This is a genomic window from Mesorhizobium sp. M1B.F.Ca.ET.045.04.1.1 (assembly GCF_003952465.1).
GTDB lineage: Bacteria > Pseudomonadota > Alphaproteobacteria > Rhizobiales > Rhizobiaceae > Mesorhizobium > Mesorhizobium shonense.
This window is the reverse complement of record NZ_CP034448.1, coordinates 2279198-2297600: the sequence shown is the minus strand read 5'-3', so window position 1 is coordinate 2297600 and position 18403 is coordinate 2279198. Positions and strand designations below refer to the sequence as shown.

Annotated in this window: 17 protein-coding genes; 13 read left to right on the top strand and 4 right to left on the bottom strand. The window is 64.1% G+C overall.

Annotated elements, in window-relative coordinates:
* Window positions 1–10: 10 nt before the first annotated feature.
* The gene (locus EJ071_RS11285) at window positions 11–532 is read left to right on the top strand and encodes a hypothetical protein (RefSeq protein WP_189521444.1); all 522 of its coding nucleotides are present in this window, start codon (window positions 11–13) and stop codon (window positions 530–532) included.
* 55 nt (window positions 533–587) lie between these two features.
* Here EJ071_RS11285 and EJ071_RS11280 read toward each other — a convergent pair whose 3' ends face one another.
* Window positions 588–2087: an ATP-binding protein gene (locus EJ071_RS11280; protein ID WP_126097934.1), complete on the bottom strand. Its 1500-nt coding sequence runs from the start codon at window positions 2085–2087 to the stop codon at window positions 588–590.
* Between the two features lie 424 nt (window positions 2088–2511).
* Between EJ071_RS11280 and EJ071_RS11275 the strand changes: the two genes are divergently transcribed.
* On the top strand, window positions 2512–2766 hold the full coding sequence (locus EJ071_RS11275) for a hypothetical protein (protein ID WP_126097933.1): 255 nt from the start codon (window positions 2512–2514) through the stop codon (window positions 2764–2766).
* A gap of 320 nt (window positions 2767–3086) precedes the next feature.
* Here EJ071_RS11275 and EJ071_RS11270 read toward each other — a convergent pair whose 3' ends face one another.
* Entirely contained in the window at window positions 3087–3572 is a 486-nt protein-coding gene (locus EJ071_RS11270; RefSeq protein WP_126097932.1) for a hypothetical protein, read from the bottom strand.
* 202 nt (window positions 3573–3774) lie between these two features.
* On the opposite strand from EJ071_RS11270, the gene EJ071_RS11265 reads away from it, so the two are divergent.
* Entirely contained in the window at window positions 3775–4140 is a 366-nt protein-coding gene (locus tag EJ071_RS11265) for a RidA family protein (protein WP_126097931.1), read from the top strand.
* 28 nt (window positions 4141–4168) lie between these two features.
* The gene (locus EJ071_RS11260) at window positions 4169–5395 is read left to right on the top strand and encodes an amidohydrolase/deacetylase family metallohydrolase (protein ID WP_126097930.1); all 1227 of its coding nucleotides are present in this window, start codon (window positions 4169–4171) and stop codon (window positions 5393–5395) included.
* Window positions 5396–5551: 156 nt separating this feature from the next.
* Here the strand turns inward: EJ071_RS11260 and EJ071_RS11255 are convergent, their stop codons facing one another.
* Window positions 5552–7342: an NAD(P)/FAD-dependent oxidoreductase gene (locus EJ071_RS11255; protein ID WP_126097929.1), complete on the bottom strand. Its 1791-nt coding sequence runs from the start codon at window positions 7340–7342 to the stop codon at window positions 5552–5554.
* A gap of 83 nt (window positions 7343–7425) precedes the next feature.
* On the bottom strand, window positions 7426–8373 hold the full coding sequence (locus EJ071_RS11250) for a MurR/RpiR family transcriptional regulator (protein WP_189521443.1): 948 nt from the start codon (window positions 8371–8373) through the stop codon (window positions 7426–7428).
* Window positions 8374–8649: 276 nt separating this feature from the next.
* Between EJ071_RS11250 and EJ071_RS11245 the strand changes: the two genes are divergently transcribed.
* From EJ071_RS11245 to kdpC, 9 genes are all read left to right on the top strand, one after another.
* Window positions 8650–9483, top strand: a complete 834-nt coding sequence (locus tag EJ071_RS11245) for an ABC transporter ATP-binding protein (RefSeq protein ID WP_126097928.1) — start codon at window positions 8650–8652, stop codon at window positions 9481–9483.
* Window positions 9480–10340, top strand: a complete 861-nt coding sequence (locus EJ071_RS11240; RefSeq protein ID WP_126097927.1) for an ABC transporter permease — start codon at window positions 9480–9482, stop codon at window positions 10338–10340. Before EJ071_RS11245 ends, EJ071_RS11240 begins: the two co-directional genes overlap by 4 nt.
* A gap of 77 nt (window positions 10341–10417) precedes the next feature.
* Complete coding sequence (locus EJ071_RS11235) at window positions 10418–11590, top strand: ABC transporter substrate-binding protein (RefSeq protein WP_126097926.1); 1173 nt, start codon at window positions 10418–10420, stop codon at window positions 11588–11590.
* A gap of 320 nt (window positions 11591–11910) precedes the next feature.
* The gene (locus EJ071_RS11225; protein ID WP_126097925.1) at window positions 11911–13002 is read left to right on the top strand and encodes a Gfo/Idh/MocA family oxidoreductase; all 1092 of its coding nucleotides are present in this window, start codon (window positions 11911–11913) and stop codon (window positions 13000–13002) included.
* Window positions 13003–13626: 624 nt separating this feature from the next.
* A complete protein-coding gene (locus tag EJ071_RS11215) occupies window positions 13627–13716 on the top strand; it encodes a K(+)-transporting ATPase subunit F (protein WP_036257910.1) in 90 nt (29 codons plus the stop codon).
* A 21-nt stretch (window positions 13717–13737) separates the two neighbouring features.
* Entirely contained in the window at window positions 13738–15441 is a 1704-nt protein-coding gene (kdpA, locus tag EJ071_RS11210; RefSeq protein WP_126097924.1) for a potassium-transporting ATPase subunit KdpA, read from the top strand.
* Window positions 15425–15679 (top strand): hypothetical protein, encoded by a 255-nt coding sequence (locus EJ071_RS11205; protein ID WP_245460198.1) that lies wholly within the window; start codon window positions 15425–15427, stop codon window positions 15677–15679. Before kdpA ends, EJ071_RS11205 begins: the two co-directional genes overlap by 17 nt.
* Window positions 15676–17772, top strand: a complete 2097-nt coding sequence (gene kdpB / locus EJ071_RS11200) for a potassium-transporting ATPase subunit KdpB (protein WP_126097923.1) — start codon at window positions 15676–15678, stop codon at window positions 17770–17772. The genes EJ071_RS11205 and kdpB overlap by 4 nt, the downstream gene beginning before the upstream one ends.
* A 12-nt stretch (window positions 17773–17784) precedes the next feature.
* Window positions 17785–18348: a potassium-transporting ATPase subunit KdpC gene (kdpC, locus tag EJ071_RS11195; RefSeq protein ID WP_126097922.1), complete on the top strand. Its 564-nt coding sequence runs from the start codon at window positions 17785–17787 to the stop codon at window positions 18346–18348.
* The last annotated feature ends 55 nt before the right edge of the window (window positions 18349–18403 follow it).

Sequence of the window (18403 nt, the reverse complement as noted above, 5' to 3'; positions counted from 1 at the left end):
GAGAAGCCCGATGGCCAAACGTTCGAGTGCAGGAGAAACCGAAAGAACCGTCGCAAGCGATCTTGCCGACGACGATCCTCGTCTTGCGTTCATCTATCAGGAGGCCGTGAGAGGTCTCACTCACCAGCAGACCGTCGTGGAGAACATGAATACTCGCGCCGGCAGCCTTATCTTTGCCACCGCGTTCGCAAACTCACTGCTCGGCGGTGCGGCCCTTTCCAACGGACTTGGGCTGTGGGACTGGACCGCGGTGGCTTTCCTGTTCGGCATCGGCGGGCTGATCGTCTTCATGCTTTGGCCCTACCACCAATACGCATTCCGCTTCGATCCGGAGGAACTGCTCAATCAATATGTCGATGGCGACAGGCTGGCAACGATGTCGGCCATGCATCGCGCGCTCGCCCTTCGCATCAAGGCGGACATGGCCGGCAACTGGCGAATTATCCAGCGGCTCCGTATGGCGTTGCAGATAGCGCTGCTCTTTCTGTTGCTCGATATCCTGGCCTGGCTTCTGGCGATCGCGGGCGTTTGAGCCAAAGTATTGGGGCAGTCAACGCATCTGTCGGCGTCCGCTACCGGCAGGTCCATCAGGCGGCCGAACTGCCCGGCTCCTGCTCTTCGGCATTCGGATCGCCCGGCGCCGTCGCCCAGGCGAGTTCCACCAGCGTCACCGTGCGGCGGCCGGCGCCGTCGATCTGGCAGACGATGAGGCCTTGCTCCTCGATATAGTCGAGCAGCCGCCGCGCGCGGCGCAGCGAATGCGAGCCATAGGCCCGCGCTATCGCCGAGTCGCTCGGGCAGGGCCAGCCTTCCTTTGCCGCCCTCGCGATCATCATGAAAACGCCCTGCATGTCCTCAGGCAGCAGCGAGGCGCGCACTGAGACGTCCCGCCACGCGTCATCCTCCGCCATGTCGGAACCGACACCGGCGCGGGCGCGCGTCAGCATGCGACGGAACTCCGAAAGGTCGGGCACGACCGACGCGAGCCCTTCGATCCGGCAACGAACGACGAACTCCTGATAGAGCACGCCGATGACGCGGAATCCCGCGTCGGGCTCGGCCAGGATGGCGCGCAGGATGCGGTCCATCCGCTCACGCCGCTCGGCGAGATCCTCGGCGCTCGGCTGCGGTTCGGCCGGCTCCGGGCGGATGTCCAGTGGTGCGGCCTTGGCCGCCATCAATTGATCGAGGAGATCGGGCGAGGGCCGGCGCTGCGCCCGCACCGTCTCCGGCGGCGGCGCCGCCAGGATGATCGAGCGCGCATCCTCCAGCGCCGCTTCCGGCAGCGGCATCAGCCGCGGCGTGCCGTTGCGTGGGCTCGTTTCCGTCGATCCGATCCGCAGGCTTAGCGGGCGGCGCGACAATGCGGGCCCGAGCGCCATGAAATGCCCCCGCTCCAGGTCGCGAAACGCTTCCGCCTGCCGGCGCTCCATGCCGAGCAGGTCGGCCGCGCGCGCCATGTCGATGTCGAGGAAAGTCCGGCCCATCAGGAAGTTGGAGGCTTCCGCCGCGACGTTCTTGGCGAGCTTCGCCAGCCGCTGCGTGGCGATGATGCCGGCAAGCCCGCGCTTGCGGCCGCGGCACATCAGATTGGTCATGGCGCCCAGCGAAAGCTTGCGCGCCTCGTCCGAAACCTCGCCGGCGGCGGCCGGCGCGAAGAGCTGCGCCTCGTCCACCACCACCAGCATCGGGTACCAATGGTCGCGCGCGACCTCGAACAGGCCGCCGAGGAAGGCGGCTGCGCGCCGCATCTGGTTCTCGGCGTCGAGTCCCTCGAGATTGAGCACCGTCGAGACGCGGTGGATGCGCGCCCGCTCGCCGGCCGCCTGCAGGCCGCGCTCGGTGTGCTCCTCGGCATCGATCACCAGATGGCCGTAGCGTTCGCCGAGCGACACGAAGTCGCCTTCGGGGTCGATGATGGTCTGCTGCACCCAGGGCGCGCTCTGTTCGAGCAGCCGGCGCAAAAGATGCGACTTGCCGGAGCCCGAATTGCCCTGCACCAGCAGGCGGGTCGCCAGCAGTTCCTCAAGGTCGAGGGCCGCCGGCGCGCCTGCCGTCGTCTGCCCCATCTCGATTGCAACCGTCATGTCTCGACTCGACTAGTCTCCCTGCGCGGGAGCGGGCTTAGCAACCGGTGCGCGGTGCGTCGAGTATGGGTCTTCGCCCTCGGCACGATGTTCCACATCTAACGCTCGTCGTGCAAAAGTGCGCAGCGGTCTTGGGAAAACGACATGCGTGATACAAGGATTTAAAGCGCGTCGCCTGAGCCCGTTTCAGCGTGACGTGCTTTAATGCATGTCGCGCAAAAGTGCGCAGCGGTTTTGCGAAAACGACATGCATAAAAACAAAGACTTAAAGCGTGTCGCCTGATCCATTCCAGAACGACGTGCTTGAAAGAGCAAATGGCGGCAGGCTGTCGCCAATCGCTCTGGTCGGACCACCATTTTGCTGGCGCAATCCCACCATTGGCGTATCATCCTTTTGGAGAGGGTTCATGGCAGGAGGAGGCTAATGAGCGTCGCTTCGGAAGTGCCCGTCATGGACCCGACGGTGCAAGATCTTGTTTCCTCTGCGCTTTCGAAATTTCGCGCCGGCGACACCATCTCGACCCGCGCAATGCTCGACACCATCCGCCGATCCGGCCCAGCTTGCGAGGACAGCGACGACCATCTGGTCGAACTGATCGTCATGGCTGCCGTTGGTAAGACCATGGGCGTCGTCTTCGACCATCGCTCGCCCGACGAGCGGTTGCCGCGCTTGTCTTAGACTGCCTCTTCGAGCCCCTTAGCTCTCAAAGTGGTCGCGCTCTTGGGTCTGTTGAGATTCAGGTCAGGCCGAGCCGAGAATGGTGGTTTCCGAGAACCGGCCTACGCCGGCCGTAGCCTTCATAGAGCGGAGACACTTACGAGGGCTTCGGCAGGCGAAGGCCGGAGCGGAGCGTACTTCAAGTACGTGAGCACCGGCCTACGCCGGCCGTAGCCTTAATTTGGCTGCCACGCCATTCGTGAATGCTTCGGCCGGCGAAGGCCGGAAGCGCAGGAAGCCGCCATTCGCAGGCCGGCATCACCTGAATATCGACAGACCCTCTAGCTTCCCAACGGATGCGGCATATAACCGACGAAACCGGCGATCTTCCAGCGGCCGCCGACCTTGCGGCAGAAATAGAGCGTCTGCCATTTGAGGCGGTCGACGCCGCCGTCGGCCTTGGCGACGGAACCGTCGAACTTCTTGTGCAGCACCGCGCGATCGCCGTCGACGTCAATGTCGCGCATGTTGGTGATGCGGAACAGCGCCTCGCGCAGCGGCTCGGCGAATGTCGTCGCGGCGGTTTCCTTGGCCTGCCGCAGCCATTCGTCGCGATAGACCTCCAGCCTCGGGAACTGCAGCCGCCAGGCATCGGCATTGGCAAGGAAATGCGCATGCATGCCGAAGAAGCCTTCGGCGATGAAGTCGTCCTCGACCATCGACCAGTCCTGGCCGAGGAAGGCATCGATGTCTCGCCGCACCAGCATTTCCCACAGCGCATGGCGGTCGGCATCGCCTTCCGGAAACGGATTCTTGTCGAAGATCATCGGATCCCCTCTCTCTCGTATCTGCCGGCGGCCACGAGTTGCCGGCCCGGCTTCGAGGCGCAGGATGCTCAGGCTTCTGTAATAAAGCAACATGGATTTTCGAAAAAATGTTGCTTTCCAACAAATGCTCTATGAGGATCACGCCGACAGGCGTAGACGGCTATAAGAACCGTCCCATCAAGTCGACAATCAGGAGGCTCACTTGCCCAAGCAATGCTTTGGAAAATCGCATGTCCCGCTCTCGCCCGCCGTGCGTGCCGGCGATTTCGTCTATGTCTCCGGCCAGGTGCCGGTGGGCAGCGACGGGCTGGTGGTCAAGGGCGGCATCGCCGAGCAGGCCGAGCAGGTGCTGCAGAACGTCAAGGCGGCGCTGGCGCTGGCCGGCTGCACCATGGACGATGTGGTCAAGACCACCGTCTGGCTCGAGGACGCCCGCGACTTCGGCGCCTTCAATACGGTCTATGCAAAGCATTTCCCGAATGACCCGCCGGCTCGCACCACCGTCGAATCCCGCCTGATGATCGACATCAAGATCGAGATCGAAGCGGTCGCCTACCGGCCAGTTTGATCGCGACCAAACAACAAGGGAGGCGCCGATGCAGTTCGATCTGCTGATCAAGGGCGGCCGTGTGATCGACCCGGCCTCCGGGTTGGATGCGCCGCGCGACGTGGCCATCGCCGATGGCCGCATCGCCGCGATCGACGCCGCCATCGATGCCGAGGCCGCCGCTGAGATCGTCGACGCGAGGGACTGCATCGTCACGCCCGGCCTCGTCGACCTGCACAGCCACGTCTATTGGGGCGGCACCTCGCTCGGCGTCGACGCCGACAGGCTCGCCGCCAAGAGCGGCACCACCACCTTCATCGACGCCGGCAGCGCCGGCGCCGGCAATTTCCTCGGCTTTCGTCGCCATGTCATCGAGCGCGCGAAGGTCCGTATCCTCGCTTACGTCAACATCTCCTTCGCCGGCATATTCGGCTTCGCCAAGACCGTGTCGGTCGGCGAATGCAGCGACCTCAGGCTCTGCGAGCCGCGCGAAACGGTGGCGGCGGTGCGCGAGCACGCCGATATCGTCGTCGGCGTAAAGGTTCGTTCCGGCAAACATGCCGGCGGCACCAGCGGCATCGCGCCGGTCGACCTCGCGCTCGAAGCCGCCGACAAGGTCGGCCTGCCGCTGATGGCGCATATCGACGAGCCGCCGCCCGGCCGCTCCGAAGTACTGCCCAGGCTGCGCCGCGGCGACGTCCTCACCCACTGTTTTCGGCCATTTCCCAACGCACCGGTCTTCGCGTCCGGCGCGGTGCGGCCGGATATGCGGCTGGCGCGCGAGCGCGGCGTCATCTTCGACATCGGCCACGGCATGGGCTCCTTCGACTTCGACGTCGCGAAGGCCATGCTGGCGGAGGGCCTGGCGCCCGACGTCATCTCGAGCGACGTGCATCTCTACTGCGTCGACGGCCCCGCCTTCGATATCCTCGTCTGCATGTCGAAGCTCATGGCGCTCGGCATGCCGCTGGTCGAAGTGCTGCGCGCGGCGACGCAGCGCCCGGCTGAGGCGATCGCGAGGCGCGAGCTCGGCACGCTGAAAGTCGGCGACATCGGCGATGTCGCGGTGCTCAAATTGCTGCCCGGACGCTTCACCTTCGTCGATGCGGTCGGCGCCGCACTGGTCGCGGATCGGCGGCTGGTCTCCAACGGTATCGTTGTCGGCGGCAAATGGTGGCCGAACGAGGCCGCGAACCACGATGAGACCGAGCGCTTCGAGGCGCATGCGCACCACACGCATGTCGAGGTTGCGGCGAGGCATTTTAGGCGCGGGTGATCTCCCCCTCGAGGGGGAGATGTCGCCGAAGGCGACAGAGGGGGTCGCCGCGCGTGAAGCGCCAACCCTCGTCCGGCGCAGAAGGGCGAACCCAGTCGGACCGACCCCCTCTGGCCTGCCGGCCATCTCCCCCCATTGGGGGGGAGATGGGCAGCTTCACCGTCTCGCGTTGCTCGGCTCGCCGTAAACCGGCGTGGCAATCCCCTCCATCCGCGCCTTGAGCTGCAGCGCCACGAATTTCGAATAGAAGCGCGACAGCGCGAGGTTGCCGCCGTGGAACCACAGCGCTTCCTGCGCGGTCGGCTTCCACATGTTGCGCAGTTCGCCCTGCCACGGTCCGGGATCGCCCTTCACGCCGGAGCCGAGCCCCCAGCACGGACCGACCTCGTCGGCGACTTCGCGCGAGACGATCGCCGCCACCGTCTCGTTCATCGACTGGTAGCCCGTGCAGCAGACGATCGCGTCGACATCCAATTCGCTGCCGTCCTCGAAGAGAATGCCGTTCGCTGTCAGCGACTTGATGCCGACGCCGCTCTTCACCGCGATCTCGCCGTTCAGGATCAGCTCGCAGGCGCCGACATCGATGTAGTAGCCCGAGCCCGTGCGGTAGGCCTTCATCAAAAGCCCGGTCTCGTCCTCGCCGAAATCGATGGCGAAGCCGCTGTCGCTGAGCCGCTTGTAGAAATCCGCGTCGCGCTCGCGGATAACATCGTAGAGAGCCCGCTGGCCCTTGTGCACCAACGCGAACGGCGTCGAGGCTACGATCATGTCGGCCTTGTCGGTGGTGATGCCGCGCGCCAGCGCCTTCTCGGAAAAGATCTCGAAGCCGACCTCCATCAGCGTGTCGGACTTCACCACCGTCGTCGGCGAGCGCTGCACCATGGTGACCTTGGCGCCCGCCTCCCAGAGGTCGACGCTGACATCGTGGCCCGAGCTTGCAGCACCTATCACCGCAACGCGTTTGCCGCGGAATCTCTCGCCGGTGGAATACTGGCTGGAGTGCAGGAGCTCGCCTTTGAAGCTGTCCGCGCCCGGCAGTTCGATCTGCCGCGGCGGCCCGTAGGCGCCGGTGGCAAAGACGATGTGCTTGGGCCTCAGCGTGATGCGCTGGCCGACCCGGTCGACCACCACCGCCCAAACCTTTTCCGCCTCGTCATAGGCGGCGCTGATGCATTTGGTGGCGACCCAATAGTTCAGCTCCATGACGCGCGCATACATTTCCAGCCAGTCGCCCATCTTGTCCTTGGGCGTGAAGACCGGCCAGTTCTCCGGGAACGGGATGTAAGGCAGATGGTCGTACCAGACCGGATCGTGCAGCACGAGCGAGCGGTAGCGGTTGCGCCAGGAATCGCCGGCGCGCGCGTTCTTCTCGATGATGACGGTTGGAACGCCGAACTGCCGCAGCCGCGCCCCCAGCATGATGCCGCCCTGACCGCCGCCGATCACCAGGCAATAGGGCTGCTCGCGCACGCCGAGGTCGCGCGTCTCGCGGGCCCTGGCTTCCACCCAGGTTTCGCGGTCCGGGTCGGCCTTGTGGCGGATGCCGAGCGGCCGGCCCGGACCTTTCTGCTCTTCAAAACCCTTGAGCTCGCTCATCGCCGTGAACAGCGTCCGGCAGCGGCCGTCCTTGAGGCGCAGGATACCCTCGCCGCGCGCCACGGCCGTCTCGAAGCTGAGCCAGGCTTCGACGATGCCGTCGTCGACGCTCGCCTCCCCGGACAGACGCCAATGGGACGGCTGTGCCAAGGGCAGCGTCGCCTTCAGCATCTCGCGGACCGCTGCCTGGCCCTCCATGGTTTTTATGTTCCATGTGAAGGTGAGCAGATCGCGCCAGTAGCAATCCTCGACGAAAAGGTTGGCCGCCGCCTCGATGTCGCCCGCCTCGAGCGCCCGCCCGAAGGAGCCGAGCCAGGTTGCCGCCTGTTGCGATGGTGCGATGTCGAGCATTCTTCTTCGCTCCCTTCAGTTCGAATCTTTATCGAAGCCGGCGCCGTCGCCTTCTCCCCTTGTGGGAGAAGGAAGAACCTGCCTCAATCGCCCAATGGCTCCATCTCCTTCCCTGTCCGATGGATCTGGGCGTTGTACTTGATGCGACGCACCGTCTCGCGCGCCGGGCCGTCGATCCTATATGCGGTCGCCACCGCAAGAAGGTCGATGGCCGCCAGAAAGGCGTAGCGCGAAGCGGTCGGCTTCAGCGTGTCGGGATATTCGGGAACCGCCATGGTCAGCCGGACATCGCAGACGCGCGTCAGCTCGGTGTCCGGCGCCGTCACGCAGATCGCGTCGGCGCGGTAGTGCTTGGCAAGCTCCACCGCCTCGATTACTTCCCGGGTACGGCCAGTTGCCGAGATCGCAATCACAAGATCGCCGGGCTTCAGCGTCGAAGCGGTCATGCGCATCAGATACGGATCGCATTGTGCGCTGATCGTGATGCCATAGCGGAACAGGCGGTATTGCGTCTCCTGCGCCAGCGCCGATGAGCTGCCGCCGAGCCCGAACACCGTCACCTGCCGCGCCTTGGCGATCAGTTCCGCCGCCTTCTGCAGCTGCCCGGGGTCGATCTGCCGTTCGGCCTCCTGCAGCGCGCGCCGCGCCTCGCCGAACACAGCACTCCAGAACGGCATGCCGCTGTCGCTGTTCGCGGGTCGGGGCTTGGTGCTGAGATAGAGCGCGCCGACGACCAGGCTCTGCGCCAGCTTCAGCTTGAAGTCGCGAACGCCCTCGCAGCCGATGGCGCGGCAGAAGCGGGTCACTGTCGGCTCGCTGACCCCGGCGCGCTGGGCAAGCGCGGCGTTGGAAGCGTCGACGGCATATTTGACGTCGTCGAGCACGACATCGGCGACGCGGCGCTCGGCCGGGCGCAGCTCGGCGTAGCTGTCCTTCACCTGCGAAATGATGTCCGGGATGCGCCTGACATGGTCGTGCCGGTCGTCATCCTCGTCCGGAATTCGCAACGCCTGGCTGTCAGTTTCGGTCATTGGCCAGTCCTTCCCTGCCCGCTTCTGGACCCACCATATTTGCGATTATCCGCCCGCTGGCCATAGGCAATCAACCGGGGTGAGTATGTAGGAAAGTAACACACACTGCAAGTTGGTCGAAAATGACGAAAAATCAGACGCTTAGATAAGAACTGATTGAGCCTGATTGCGTCAGTCCTTTGTCGCCGCTTGACAGTAAAGTAGGATAGTTACAGACTGATTTCGCGGACAGATGGGGGCCTCCGGCAACCCATCGCGCAGTCTCCGAGGGGGAGCATGAATACGGGCAGCGCAAGAACGCCGAAGCTCGGCGTGCAGGCAGCGAGCAAGGTTTACAACACGGCCTCCGGCGATCTCCTCGCCCTGGACCGCTGCAGCCTTGATGTGCACGCCAACGAGATCGTCTCCATCGTCGGTCCTTCCGGCTGCGGCAAGACCACGCTCTTATGGTCGATGTCGGGCCTGCACCGCCTGACCAGCGGCGCGATCCTGCTCGACGGCAAGGAGATCACCGGCCCGCGGCCCGAGATCGGCATCGTCTTCCAGGAAGCGAACCTGCTGCCCTGGCGCAACCTCGACGCCAACATCAACTTCCCCTTCGAGATCAAGGGCGAGAAGCCCGACCGCGCCTGGATCGCGCATCTCTTGAACCGCGTCGGACTCGACGGCTTCGGCGGCAAGTTCCCGCGCGAGCTTTCCGGCGGCATGCAGCAGCGCGCCGCGATCGTGCGCGCTCTGGCGCTGAAGCCCTCTGTGCTTCTGATGGACGAACCCTTCGGCGCCCTCGACAGCTTCACCCGCGAGGAGATGAACCGCCTCGTCGAGGAGATCTGGCTCGACACCAAGACCACCATCGTCTTCATCACTCACAGCATCGAGGAAGCGATCTTCCTCTCCGACCGGGTCGTGGTGTTGACCACCCGGCCGGGCCGTGTCGCCAAGATTTACGATGTGCCGTTCCAGCGGCCGCGTTCGCTGGAGATCATGGCGACCAAGGAAGTCTTCGACCTCACCAACCGCATCAAGATGGACATCGTCGGCGAGCGCCGGCCGAAGGGGCCGGAACAGCCAGAACACAAGAGCGCTGAAATCGTGAGGATCAGGCCGTGAGCGGGGGCGACGCCATTCCGGAATTCGCAAAGACGAAGTCGGGAGCCAAATCAGGCGACGGCCAGGATGTCAGCCTCACCAATCTTTCCGCCTTCGCCAGCGGTCCCGGCATCAAGTCCGGCGCCGAGGTGGCGGCGATCCTCGCTGTCGCCGTGGTGATCATAGGCGGCATCGAGCTGGCGCTGCGCATCTTCCACGTCCCGCAATACATCATGCCGCCGCCGAGCTCGATCGTTTACGCTCTATTCGACGAGTTCCCGCTGATAGCCCCGCATCTCGGCTACACGCTGGTCGAGCTCGTCTCGGGCTTCGCCATCGGCGCCATCGTCGGCCTGGTGATGGCGGCCGTGATCACGCAGTTCCCCTTCGCCGAAAAGATCGTCGCGCCTTATATCCTCATCCTCGTCACCACGCCGATGCTGGCGCTGGTGCCGCTGCTCATCTTGCGCTTCGGCTTCGGCTATACGCCGCGCATCATCGCGGTGGCGCTCGCCGCCGGTCCGATGGTGATGATCAACGCCGCGACCGGCTTCCGCCGCGTCGACAGCGCCAAGATCGCGCTCGCCCGCTCCTATGGTGCAAGCACCTTGCAGATCTTCTGGAAGATCCGCGCGCCGATGGCGCTGCCGATGATCCTGGTCGGCCTGATGATCGGCGCGATCTTCGGGCTGCTCACCGCCGTCGGCGCCGAGATGGTCGGCGGCGGCTTCGGCCTCGGAAACCGGCTCACATCCTATTCGTCGATGATCCAGATGCCGCAATTCTTCGCGGTGGTACTGATCCTGTCGATCCTCGGCATCCTGATCTACGTGCTGTTCTTCCTGATCGGCAAGAAATGGGCGAGCTGGGAGACGTAAGCGCGGAAGGATGATGCCGCCCGGGAGGCGGGCGAAGGCGAGCAACCAATAAAGGGCAATCAACAAAGGGGAATGCGATGACCAACGAAAGCTCATTCGACACAGCGACAAGAGCAGGCATCAGCCGCCGCTACTTCCTGCAGGTGACGGCGGCCGGCGTGGTGACCGCCACAGCGCTCGGCGCATCAGGCCTGAGAGCCAGGGCCGCGGCCTATGAAAAATTCACCTGGATCTCGCCGCGCGGCACGCTCGAGGTGCTGGACGACTATCCCTACTGGTCGGCCAAGAAGGCCGGCTATTTCGGTGACCTCGCCACCGACATGCAGCCGGGCCCGTCCGACGGCACCGCGACCGTGAAGTTCGTCGATGTCGGTCAGGCCGACATGGGCTTCCCGTCGCCCGGCGTCTTCTCCTTCGCCATCCAGAACGGCATGAAGCTGAAGTCCGTCTTCCATATGGGCGCGCGCGACACCTTCAGCATCGCCTTCCGCAAGGGCCAGGGCACCAAGAACCTCAAGGACCTCGAAGGCAAGACCATCCTGCTCGGCTCCGCCGCCTGGCAGGCGATCACCGATCCGCTGCTTGCAGCACAAGGCGTCGACATCAAGAAGGTGAAATATGTCGAGGCCGGCTGGCCGACCTGGGGCACCGCGCTTGCCGGCGGCCAGGGCGATGCGGCACTCTCCTGGGAAGGCCTGCGCGCCGAGTGGATCGCCAAGGGCCTCGACTTCGAGTACTGGCTGGGCGTGCAGAACTCCAAGTTGCCGGCCAACACCTTCGTGGTCCGCACCGCCGATCTCGAGGATCCCGACAAGAAAGCCTTTCTGGAAAAATACCTGCGCGGCTGGGCGATGGGCCTCGAATTCGGCTACCAGAACCCGCGCGCGGCGGTCGAAGCCGTGTTCGATCAGTTCCCGACTCTGGCCAAGAACCTTGGTCCTGAGCTCGGCACCACCTCGATCCTTCAGCAGATCAACGTCTTCCGCGGCGACATGGACAAGCGCGGCGGCTGGGGCTCGCATGACATGGCGAGCTGGCAGGGCTTCTTCGACGAGATCCTGAAGATCGGCCAGATCACCGCGCCGGTGAAGGCCGAGGACGTCTGCACCAACGACCTGATCCCCGCGGCCAACGACTTCGACAAAGCCAAGGTCAAGGCGGACGCCGACGGCGTGAAACTGTCAGAAGGCTTTGCGGCGCTCGACGTCGAAAAGATCAAGGCGCACCTGTTCGACTCGGCGGTGAAGTGAGGGTGCAGAAAGAGGGCAAAGTCGCACGTGCTTTGGAGGATTATTGAGGTCAGCGCCGCCCCTCATCCGCCTGCCGGCACCTTCTCCCCGTATAGTGACGGGGAGAAGGGAGATGGCCGCGATCTCGGCACTCTATCTGCCACGCTGGCGATTGGCGAAACCTTCGGCGAAAGCTTCTTTCTCCCCGTCACTATACGAGGAGAAATGCCCGGCAGGGCAATGAGGGGCAGCGCCAGCCTAAGGTGTTGCCTGGATTAGACACATGGGCGGCGGCAGCACATCGCCGCCCACCATTCAATCAAAGAATCGGGGAGGCTGACATGGCCGACAAAGTGAGAATCCTGGTGGTTGGTCTGGGCAATATGGGCGCCTCGCATGCCAGCGCCTATCACCGCTCCGACGGCTTCGAGATCGTCGGCATCATGAGCCGCACCATCAAGAGCAACAAGAAGATCCCCAAGGAGCTCGCCGGCTATCCGCTCTATGAGGATTTCGACCTGGCGCTGAAGGAGACGAAGCCGGATGCCGTCTCGATCAACAGCTGGCCGAACACGCACGCCGAATATGCGCTGAAGGCGATCGCCGCCAACTGCCATGTATTCATGGAAAAGCCCTTGGCCACCAACATCGAGGATGCGGAGAAAGTGGTGGCAGCCGCGCGTGCAAAGAACCGCAAGCTGGTGCTCGGCTACATCCTGCGCGTCCACCCGTCCTGGATCAAATTCATCGAGGTCGGCAAGACGCTCGGCAAGCCGCTGGTGATGCGCCTCAACCTCAACCAGCAGAGCAGCGGCAGCGCCTGGCATTGGCACAAGAACCTGATCGACTCGCTGATCCCGATCGTCGATTGCGGCGTGCACTATGTCGACGTCATGTGCCAGCTGACCGGCGCCAAGCCGGTGCGCGTGCATGGCATTGGCGCAAAACTCTGGGCCGAGGCCGACAAGCAGAATTACGGCCACCTGCATGTCACCTTCGATGACGGCTCGGTCGGCTGGTACGAGGCCGGCTGGGGCCCGATGATGAGCGAGACGGCTTATTTCGTGAAGGACGTGGTCGGCCCGAAGGGCGCCGTCTCGATCGTCGCCGGCCAGTCGGGAAGCGGCGCCAAGGAGGCCGAGGAGGTTTCCGATTCCGCCGATATCGACCGCCACACCAAGACCGACGCGCTGAAGATCCATTATGCGCAGGTCGACGGCGACAAGAATTTCTCGAAGCCCGACGAGATCGTCAGCATGGAGGACGAGCCCGGCCATCAGGAGCTTTGCGACCGCGAGCAGGCCTTCTTCCTGCGCGCCATCCGCGAGGATCTCGACCTGACCGAGCAGATGGATGCGGCCGTCAACAGCCTGCGCATCGTGCTCGCGGCCGAGCAGAGCATCGCGGAGAAGCGCACCGTCGAGCTGGCCTGAGGAGTTCTGTTCAGGCCGATTGCCACCGTCGGCGCTGCCCCTCACCCTTACCCTCTCCCCGTGAAGAACGGGGAGAGGGGGATCGCAAGCGTCGCGGCCAGCCTCCTTCTCCCCGTCACTATACGGCGTAGTGACGGGGAGAAGGGAAATAGTCGTAACCTAGGCGCCCTTTCTGCAACGCTGGCGATTGGCGAAACCATCGATGACGGCGTCTTTCTCCCCGTCCCTATACGGGGAGAAATGCCCGGCAGGGCAATGAGGGGCGGCGCCAGCCTCCGCGAGGCAAGAACTACAGCAACTTCACCTACGTTGTTCGCTCCAGACTGAAAGTCGACGGGCCAAAACCCCTATAAAATTCCTATATCTTTCCTCTCCGGCCCGCCTCGAACCTTTATGGCGATCGGGTCCATATTTCCTTCGAAAAACGCTTTGATCGCCGTCGCCGCTAAGGTGACGTGCGTCCGCGTGCAGTTTTGAGCCAGCCACTGCGAGCCGCAAACACAAAGTGGAAAAAAGGAACGCCTGCCATGGACCTCATTGTTCTCGGGATCGGGATTTTGTTCTTCGCCCTGTCCTTAGCTTACGTCAAAGCCTGCGACAGAATCTGAGCGAAAAGGTCGGATCATGCTTTTCGATTACATACTCGGCGGCGCGGTGACCTTGTTCCTGCTTGCCTATCTCACTTACGCGCTCATTCGCCCAGAGCGCTTCTGACCGGCACGCGGAGAGCTCATCATGACTATGAATGGCTGGATACAGATCCTCATTTACTGCGGCATCCTCGTCGCGCTCGTTAAGCCGCTTGGCGGCTACATGTACCGCGTCTTCGACGGTGATCGTACCTTTCTGTCGCCGGTGCTCGCGTCGGTCGAGCGCGGCCTCTATCGCCTCGCGGGAATGAACGAGAAGGAAGAACAGCACTGGGCCCTCTACGCGACCGGCATGCTGCTCTTCAATCTTGCCGGTTTCCTGGTTCTTTACGCGCTGCAGCGGCTGCAAGGCGCCCTGCCCTACAATCCCGCGGGCATGACCGCGGTCGAGCCGGGGCTTGCCTTCAACACCGCCGTCAGCTTCGCCACCAATACCAACTGGCAGAACTACGGCGGCGAAAGCACGATGTCCTATCTCGTGCAGATGGCCGGCCTCGCCGTGCAGAACTTCGTCTCGGCCGCCACTGGCATTGCCATCGCGATTGCCTTGATCCGCGGCTTTGCCCGCGCCTCCGGCAAATCGATCGGCAATTTCTGGGTCGATCTGACCCGCTGCATGCTCTACGTGCTGCTCCCGCTCTGCATCGTGTTGACGCTCGCCTATGTGTGGCTGGGCATCCCGCAGACGCTTGGTCCTTATGTCGACGCCACCACCCTGGAAGGCGCCAAGCAGACGATCGCGCTTGGACCGGTCGCCTCGCAGATCGCCATCAAGATGCTCGGCACCAATGGCGGCGGCTTCTTCAACGCCAACGCCGCGCATCCGTTCGAGAATCCGGACGCCATCTCCAACCTGATCCAGATGCTGTCGATCTTCGCGCTTGGCGCTGCCCTCACCAATGTCTTCGGCCGCATGGTCGGCAGTGAGCGCCAGGGCTGGGCGATCCTGGCCTCGATGGGCGTGCTGTTCCTCGCCGGCGTCATCGTCTGCTACTGGGCCGAGGCCGCCGGCAACCCGCTCGTCCATGCGCTTGGCATCGACGGCGGCAACATGGAAGGCAAGGAGACGCGCTTCGGCATCGCGCTCTCGGCGCTGTTCGCGGTCATAACCACGGCGGCCTCCTGCGGCGCCGTCAACGCAATGCATGATAGTTTCACCGCGCTTGGCGGCATGATCCCGCTCATCAACATGCAGCTCGGCGAGGTCATCGTCGGCGGCGTCGGCGCCGGCTTCTACGGCATCCTGATGTTCGTCGTCCTCGCCGTCTTCGTCGCCGGCCTGATGGTCGGCCGCACACCCGAATACCTCGGCAAGAAGATCGAGGCCAAGGAGGTCAAGATGGCGATGCTTGCCATCCTGTGCCTGCCGCTGGCGATGCTGATCTTCACGGCGATCGCCGTGGTCCTGCCGAGCGCCGTGGCCTCGATCGCCAATGGCGGCCCGCACGGCTTCACCGAGGTGCTTTACGCCTATACCTCGGCGGCCGCGAACAACGGTTCGGCCTTCGGCGGCCTCTCCGGCAACACGCCCTGGTACAACATCACGCTCGGCATCGGCATGCTGATGGGTCGCTTCCTGGTCATCATCCCGGCTTTAGCCATCGCCGGCTCGCTGGCCGCCAAGAAGACCGTGCCCGCTTCGGCCGGCACCTTTCCGACCGACGGCACGCTGTTCGTCGGCCTGCTGGTCGGCGTCATCATCATCGTCGGCGGTCTCACCTTCTTCCCGGCGCTCGCCGTCGGGCCGATCGTCGAGCACCTGGCAATGATTCATGGACAGACTTTCTGAGATGACCATGCCCTGGTTCAATCACATTCGCCGGCACGACCGTCACCAACCCGGTGACGGTCAGCCTGATGACGGAAGGGACGAGAGGCCTCGTCCTTTCCCGACGCTCTCCACCTTCCTCGGCATGGCAGCCGTGCTTTTCGTGCTGTGGCTGCTGGCTTCCGCTCTTCCGCACCTGTTCCCGAAGACCGAGCACCCCGCGCCGTCCAACATCACCGATACTGGAGCCTCGAAATGAGCCAGTCCAAATCCGCGGGCATTCTGGATGCCCGCATCCTGGTGCCCGCCATCGGCGGTGCCTTCCGCAAGCTCGATCCGCGCACGCTCATCAAGAACCCGGTGATGTTCGTCGTCGCCATCGTCTCGGCGCTCACCACCGTTCTGTTCGTCAAGGAACTCATCACCGGCGGCGGCGATCTCGGCTTCACCCTGCAGATCATCATCTGGCTGTGGTTCACCGTGCTGTTCGCCAACTTCGCCGAAGCCGTCGCCGAAGGCCGCGGCAAGGCCCAGGCCGACTCGCTGCGCAAGGCGCGCACCGAGACCCAGGCCAAGCTGCTCGTCAACGGCGAGGATCGCGGCAAGTTCAAGCTGGTGCCGGGCACCAGCCTGAAGGTCGGCGACATCGTGCTGGTCGAGGCCGGCGACATCATCCCCTCGGACGGCGAAGTGATCGAAGGCGTGGCTTCCGTCAACGAGGCGGCGATCACCGGAGAATCCGCGCCCGTCATCCGTGAATCCGGCGGCGACCGTTCGGCCGTCACCGGCGGCACGCAGGTGCTGTCCGACTGGATCCGCGTGCGCATTTCCGCCGCCTCCGGCCAGACCTTCCTCGACCGCATGATCTCGCTGGTCGAAGGCGCGGAGCGCCAGAAGACGCCGAACGAGATCGCGCTCAACATCCTTCTCGTCGGCATGACGTTGATCTTCGTGCTGGCGACCGCGACCATCCCCAGCTTCGCCTCCTATTCGGGCGGCTATATTCCGGTGACCATCCTCGTCGCTCTGTTCGTGACGCTGATCCCGACCACGATCGGCGCCCTGCTGTCGGCCATCGGCATCGCCGGCATGGACCGCCTGGTGCGCTTCAACGTGCTCGCCATGTCCGGCCGCGCCGTCGAGGCCGCCGGCGACGTCGACACGCTGCTGCTCGACAAGACCGGCACCATCACCCTCGGAAATCGGCAGGCGACCGAATTCCGTCCGGTCAAGGGCGTCACCGAGCAGGAGCTGGCCGATGCTGCCCAGCTCGCCTCGCTGGCCGATGAAACCCCGGAAGGCCGCTCGATCGTCGTGCTCGCCAAGGACAAATACGGAATCCGTGCGCGCGATATGGCGAGCTTGCACGCGACCTTCGTGCCCTTCACCGCGCAAACCCGCATGAGCGGTGTCGACATCGACGGCTCGTCGGTGCGCAAGGGCGCGGTCGATGCTGTGCTGACCCACGTAAATCAGGCAACCGTCGCAGCTCATGGCTTACGTCCGACCAGCGACACCATCCGCGATCTGCAGGCCATCGCCGACGAGATCGCCAAGGCCGGCGGCACGCCGCTGGCGGTCGAGCGCGACGGGCGCCTGCTCGGCGTCGTCCACCTCAAGGACATCGTCAAGGGCGGGATCAGCGAGCGTTTCGCGGAACTGCGCAAGATGGGCATCCGCACGGTGATGATCACCGGCGACAACCCGCTGACCGCGGCGGCCATCGCCGCCGAAGCCGGCGTCGACGACTTCCTCTCCCAGGCGACGCCGGAGAACAAGCTGTGGCTGATCCGCGAGGAGCAGGCCAAGGGCAAGCTGGTCGCCATGTGCGGCGACGGCACCAACGACGCGCCGGCGCTCGCCCAGGCCGATGTCGGCGTCGCCATGAACACCGGCACGGTGGCCGCCCGCGAGGCCGGCAACATGGTCGATCTCGACAGCGACCCGACCAAGCTGATCGAGATCGTCGAGATCGGCAAGGCGCTGCTGATGACGCGCGGCTCGCTGACCACCTTCTCGATCGCCAATGACGTTGCCAAGTACTTCGCCATCATCCCGGCCATGTTCGCGGTCTTCTACGTCGCGCCCGGACAGTCCACTGGTCCGCTGCAGGCGCTCAACATCATGCACCTGGCGACGCCGCAGAGCGCCATCCTGTCGGCCATCATCTTCAACGCGCTGATCATCATCGCGCTGATCCCGCTGTCGTTGAAGGGCGTCAAGTATCGCGCCATCGGCGCCGGCGCGCTGCTCACCCGCAATCTTGTCGTCTACGGCCTCGGCGGCATCATCGTGCCGTTCGTCGGCATCAAGGCGATCGACTTGATCGTCACGGCCCTCGGCCTCGCATAAGGATCTATTCCGATGTTCAAGCAACTCAGACCCGCTTTTGTCATGATCGTCTTTTTCACGGTGCTTGCCGGCCTCATCTATCCGATCGGCATGACCGGCATCGCGCAGGCGCTGTTTCCCAAACAGGCCAATGGCAGCCTGATCGAAAAGGACGGCAAGATCATCGGCTCCGAACTGATCGGCCAGGCCTTCGCCGGCGACCGCTATTTCCACGGCCGGCCGTCGGCAGCCGGCGACGGATACAACGCCGCCTCTTCCAGCGGCTCGAATCTCGGTCCGACCAATCCGAAGCTGATCGAGCGCATCAAGGGCGATGCCGACAAGTTGAAGGCCGAAAACCCGAACGCGCCGGTGCCGATGGACCTCGTCACCACTTCCGGAAGCGGCCTCGACCCTGACATCAGCCCGGAAGCCGCCCATTTCCAGGTGCCACGGATTGCCAAGGCCCGGGGCATCGACGAAGCCAAGGTGAAATCCCTCGTCGACAGCCATATCGAGGAGCGCGAGCTGGGCTTCATGGGCGAGCCCGTGGTCAATGTGCTGGCGCTCAATCTCGCGCTCGACGACCTGAAATAATCAGCACCCGCGCCGGGGATCGACACGATCCCCGGCGCAATTCATGATTGGACTT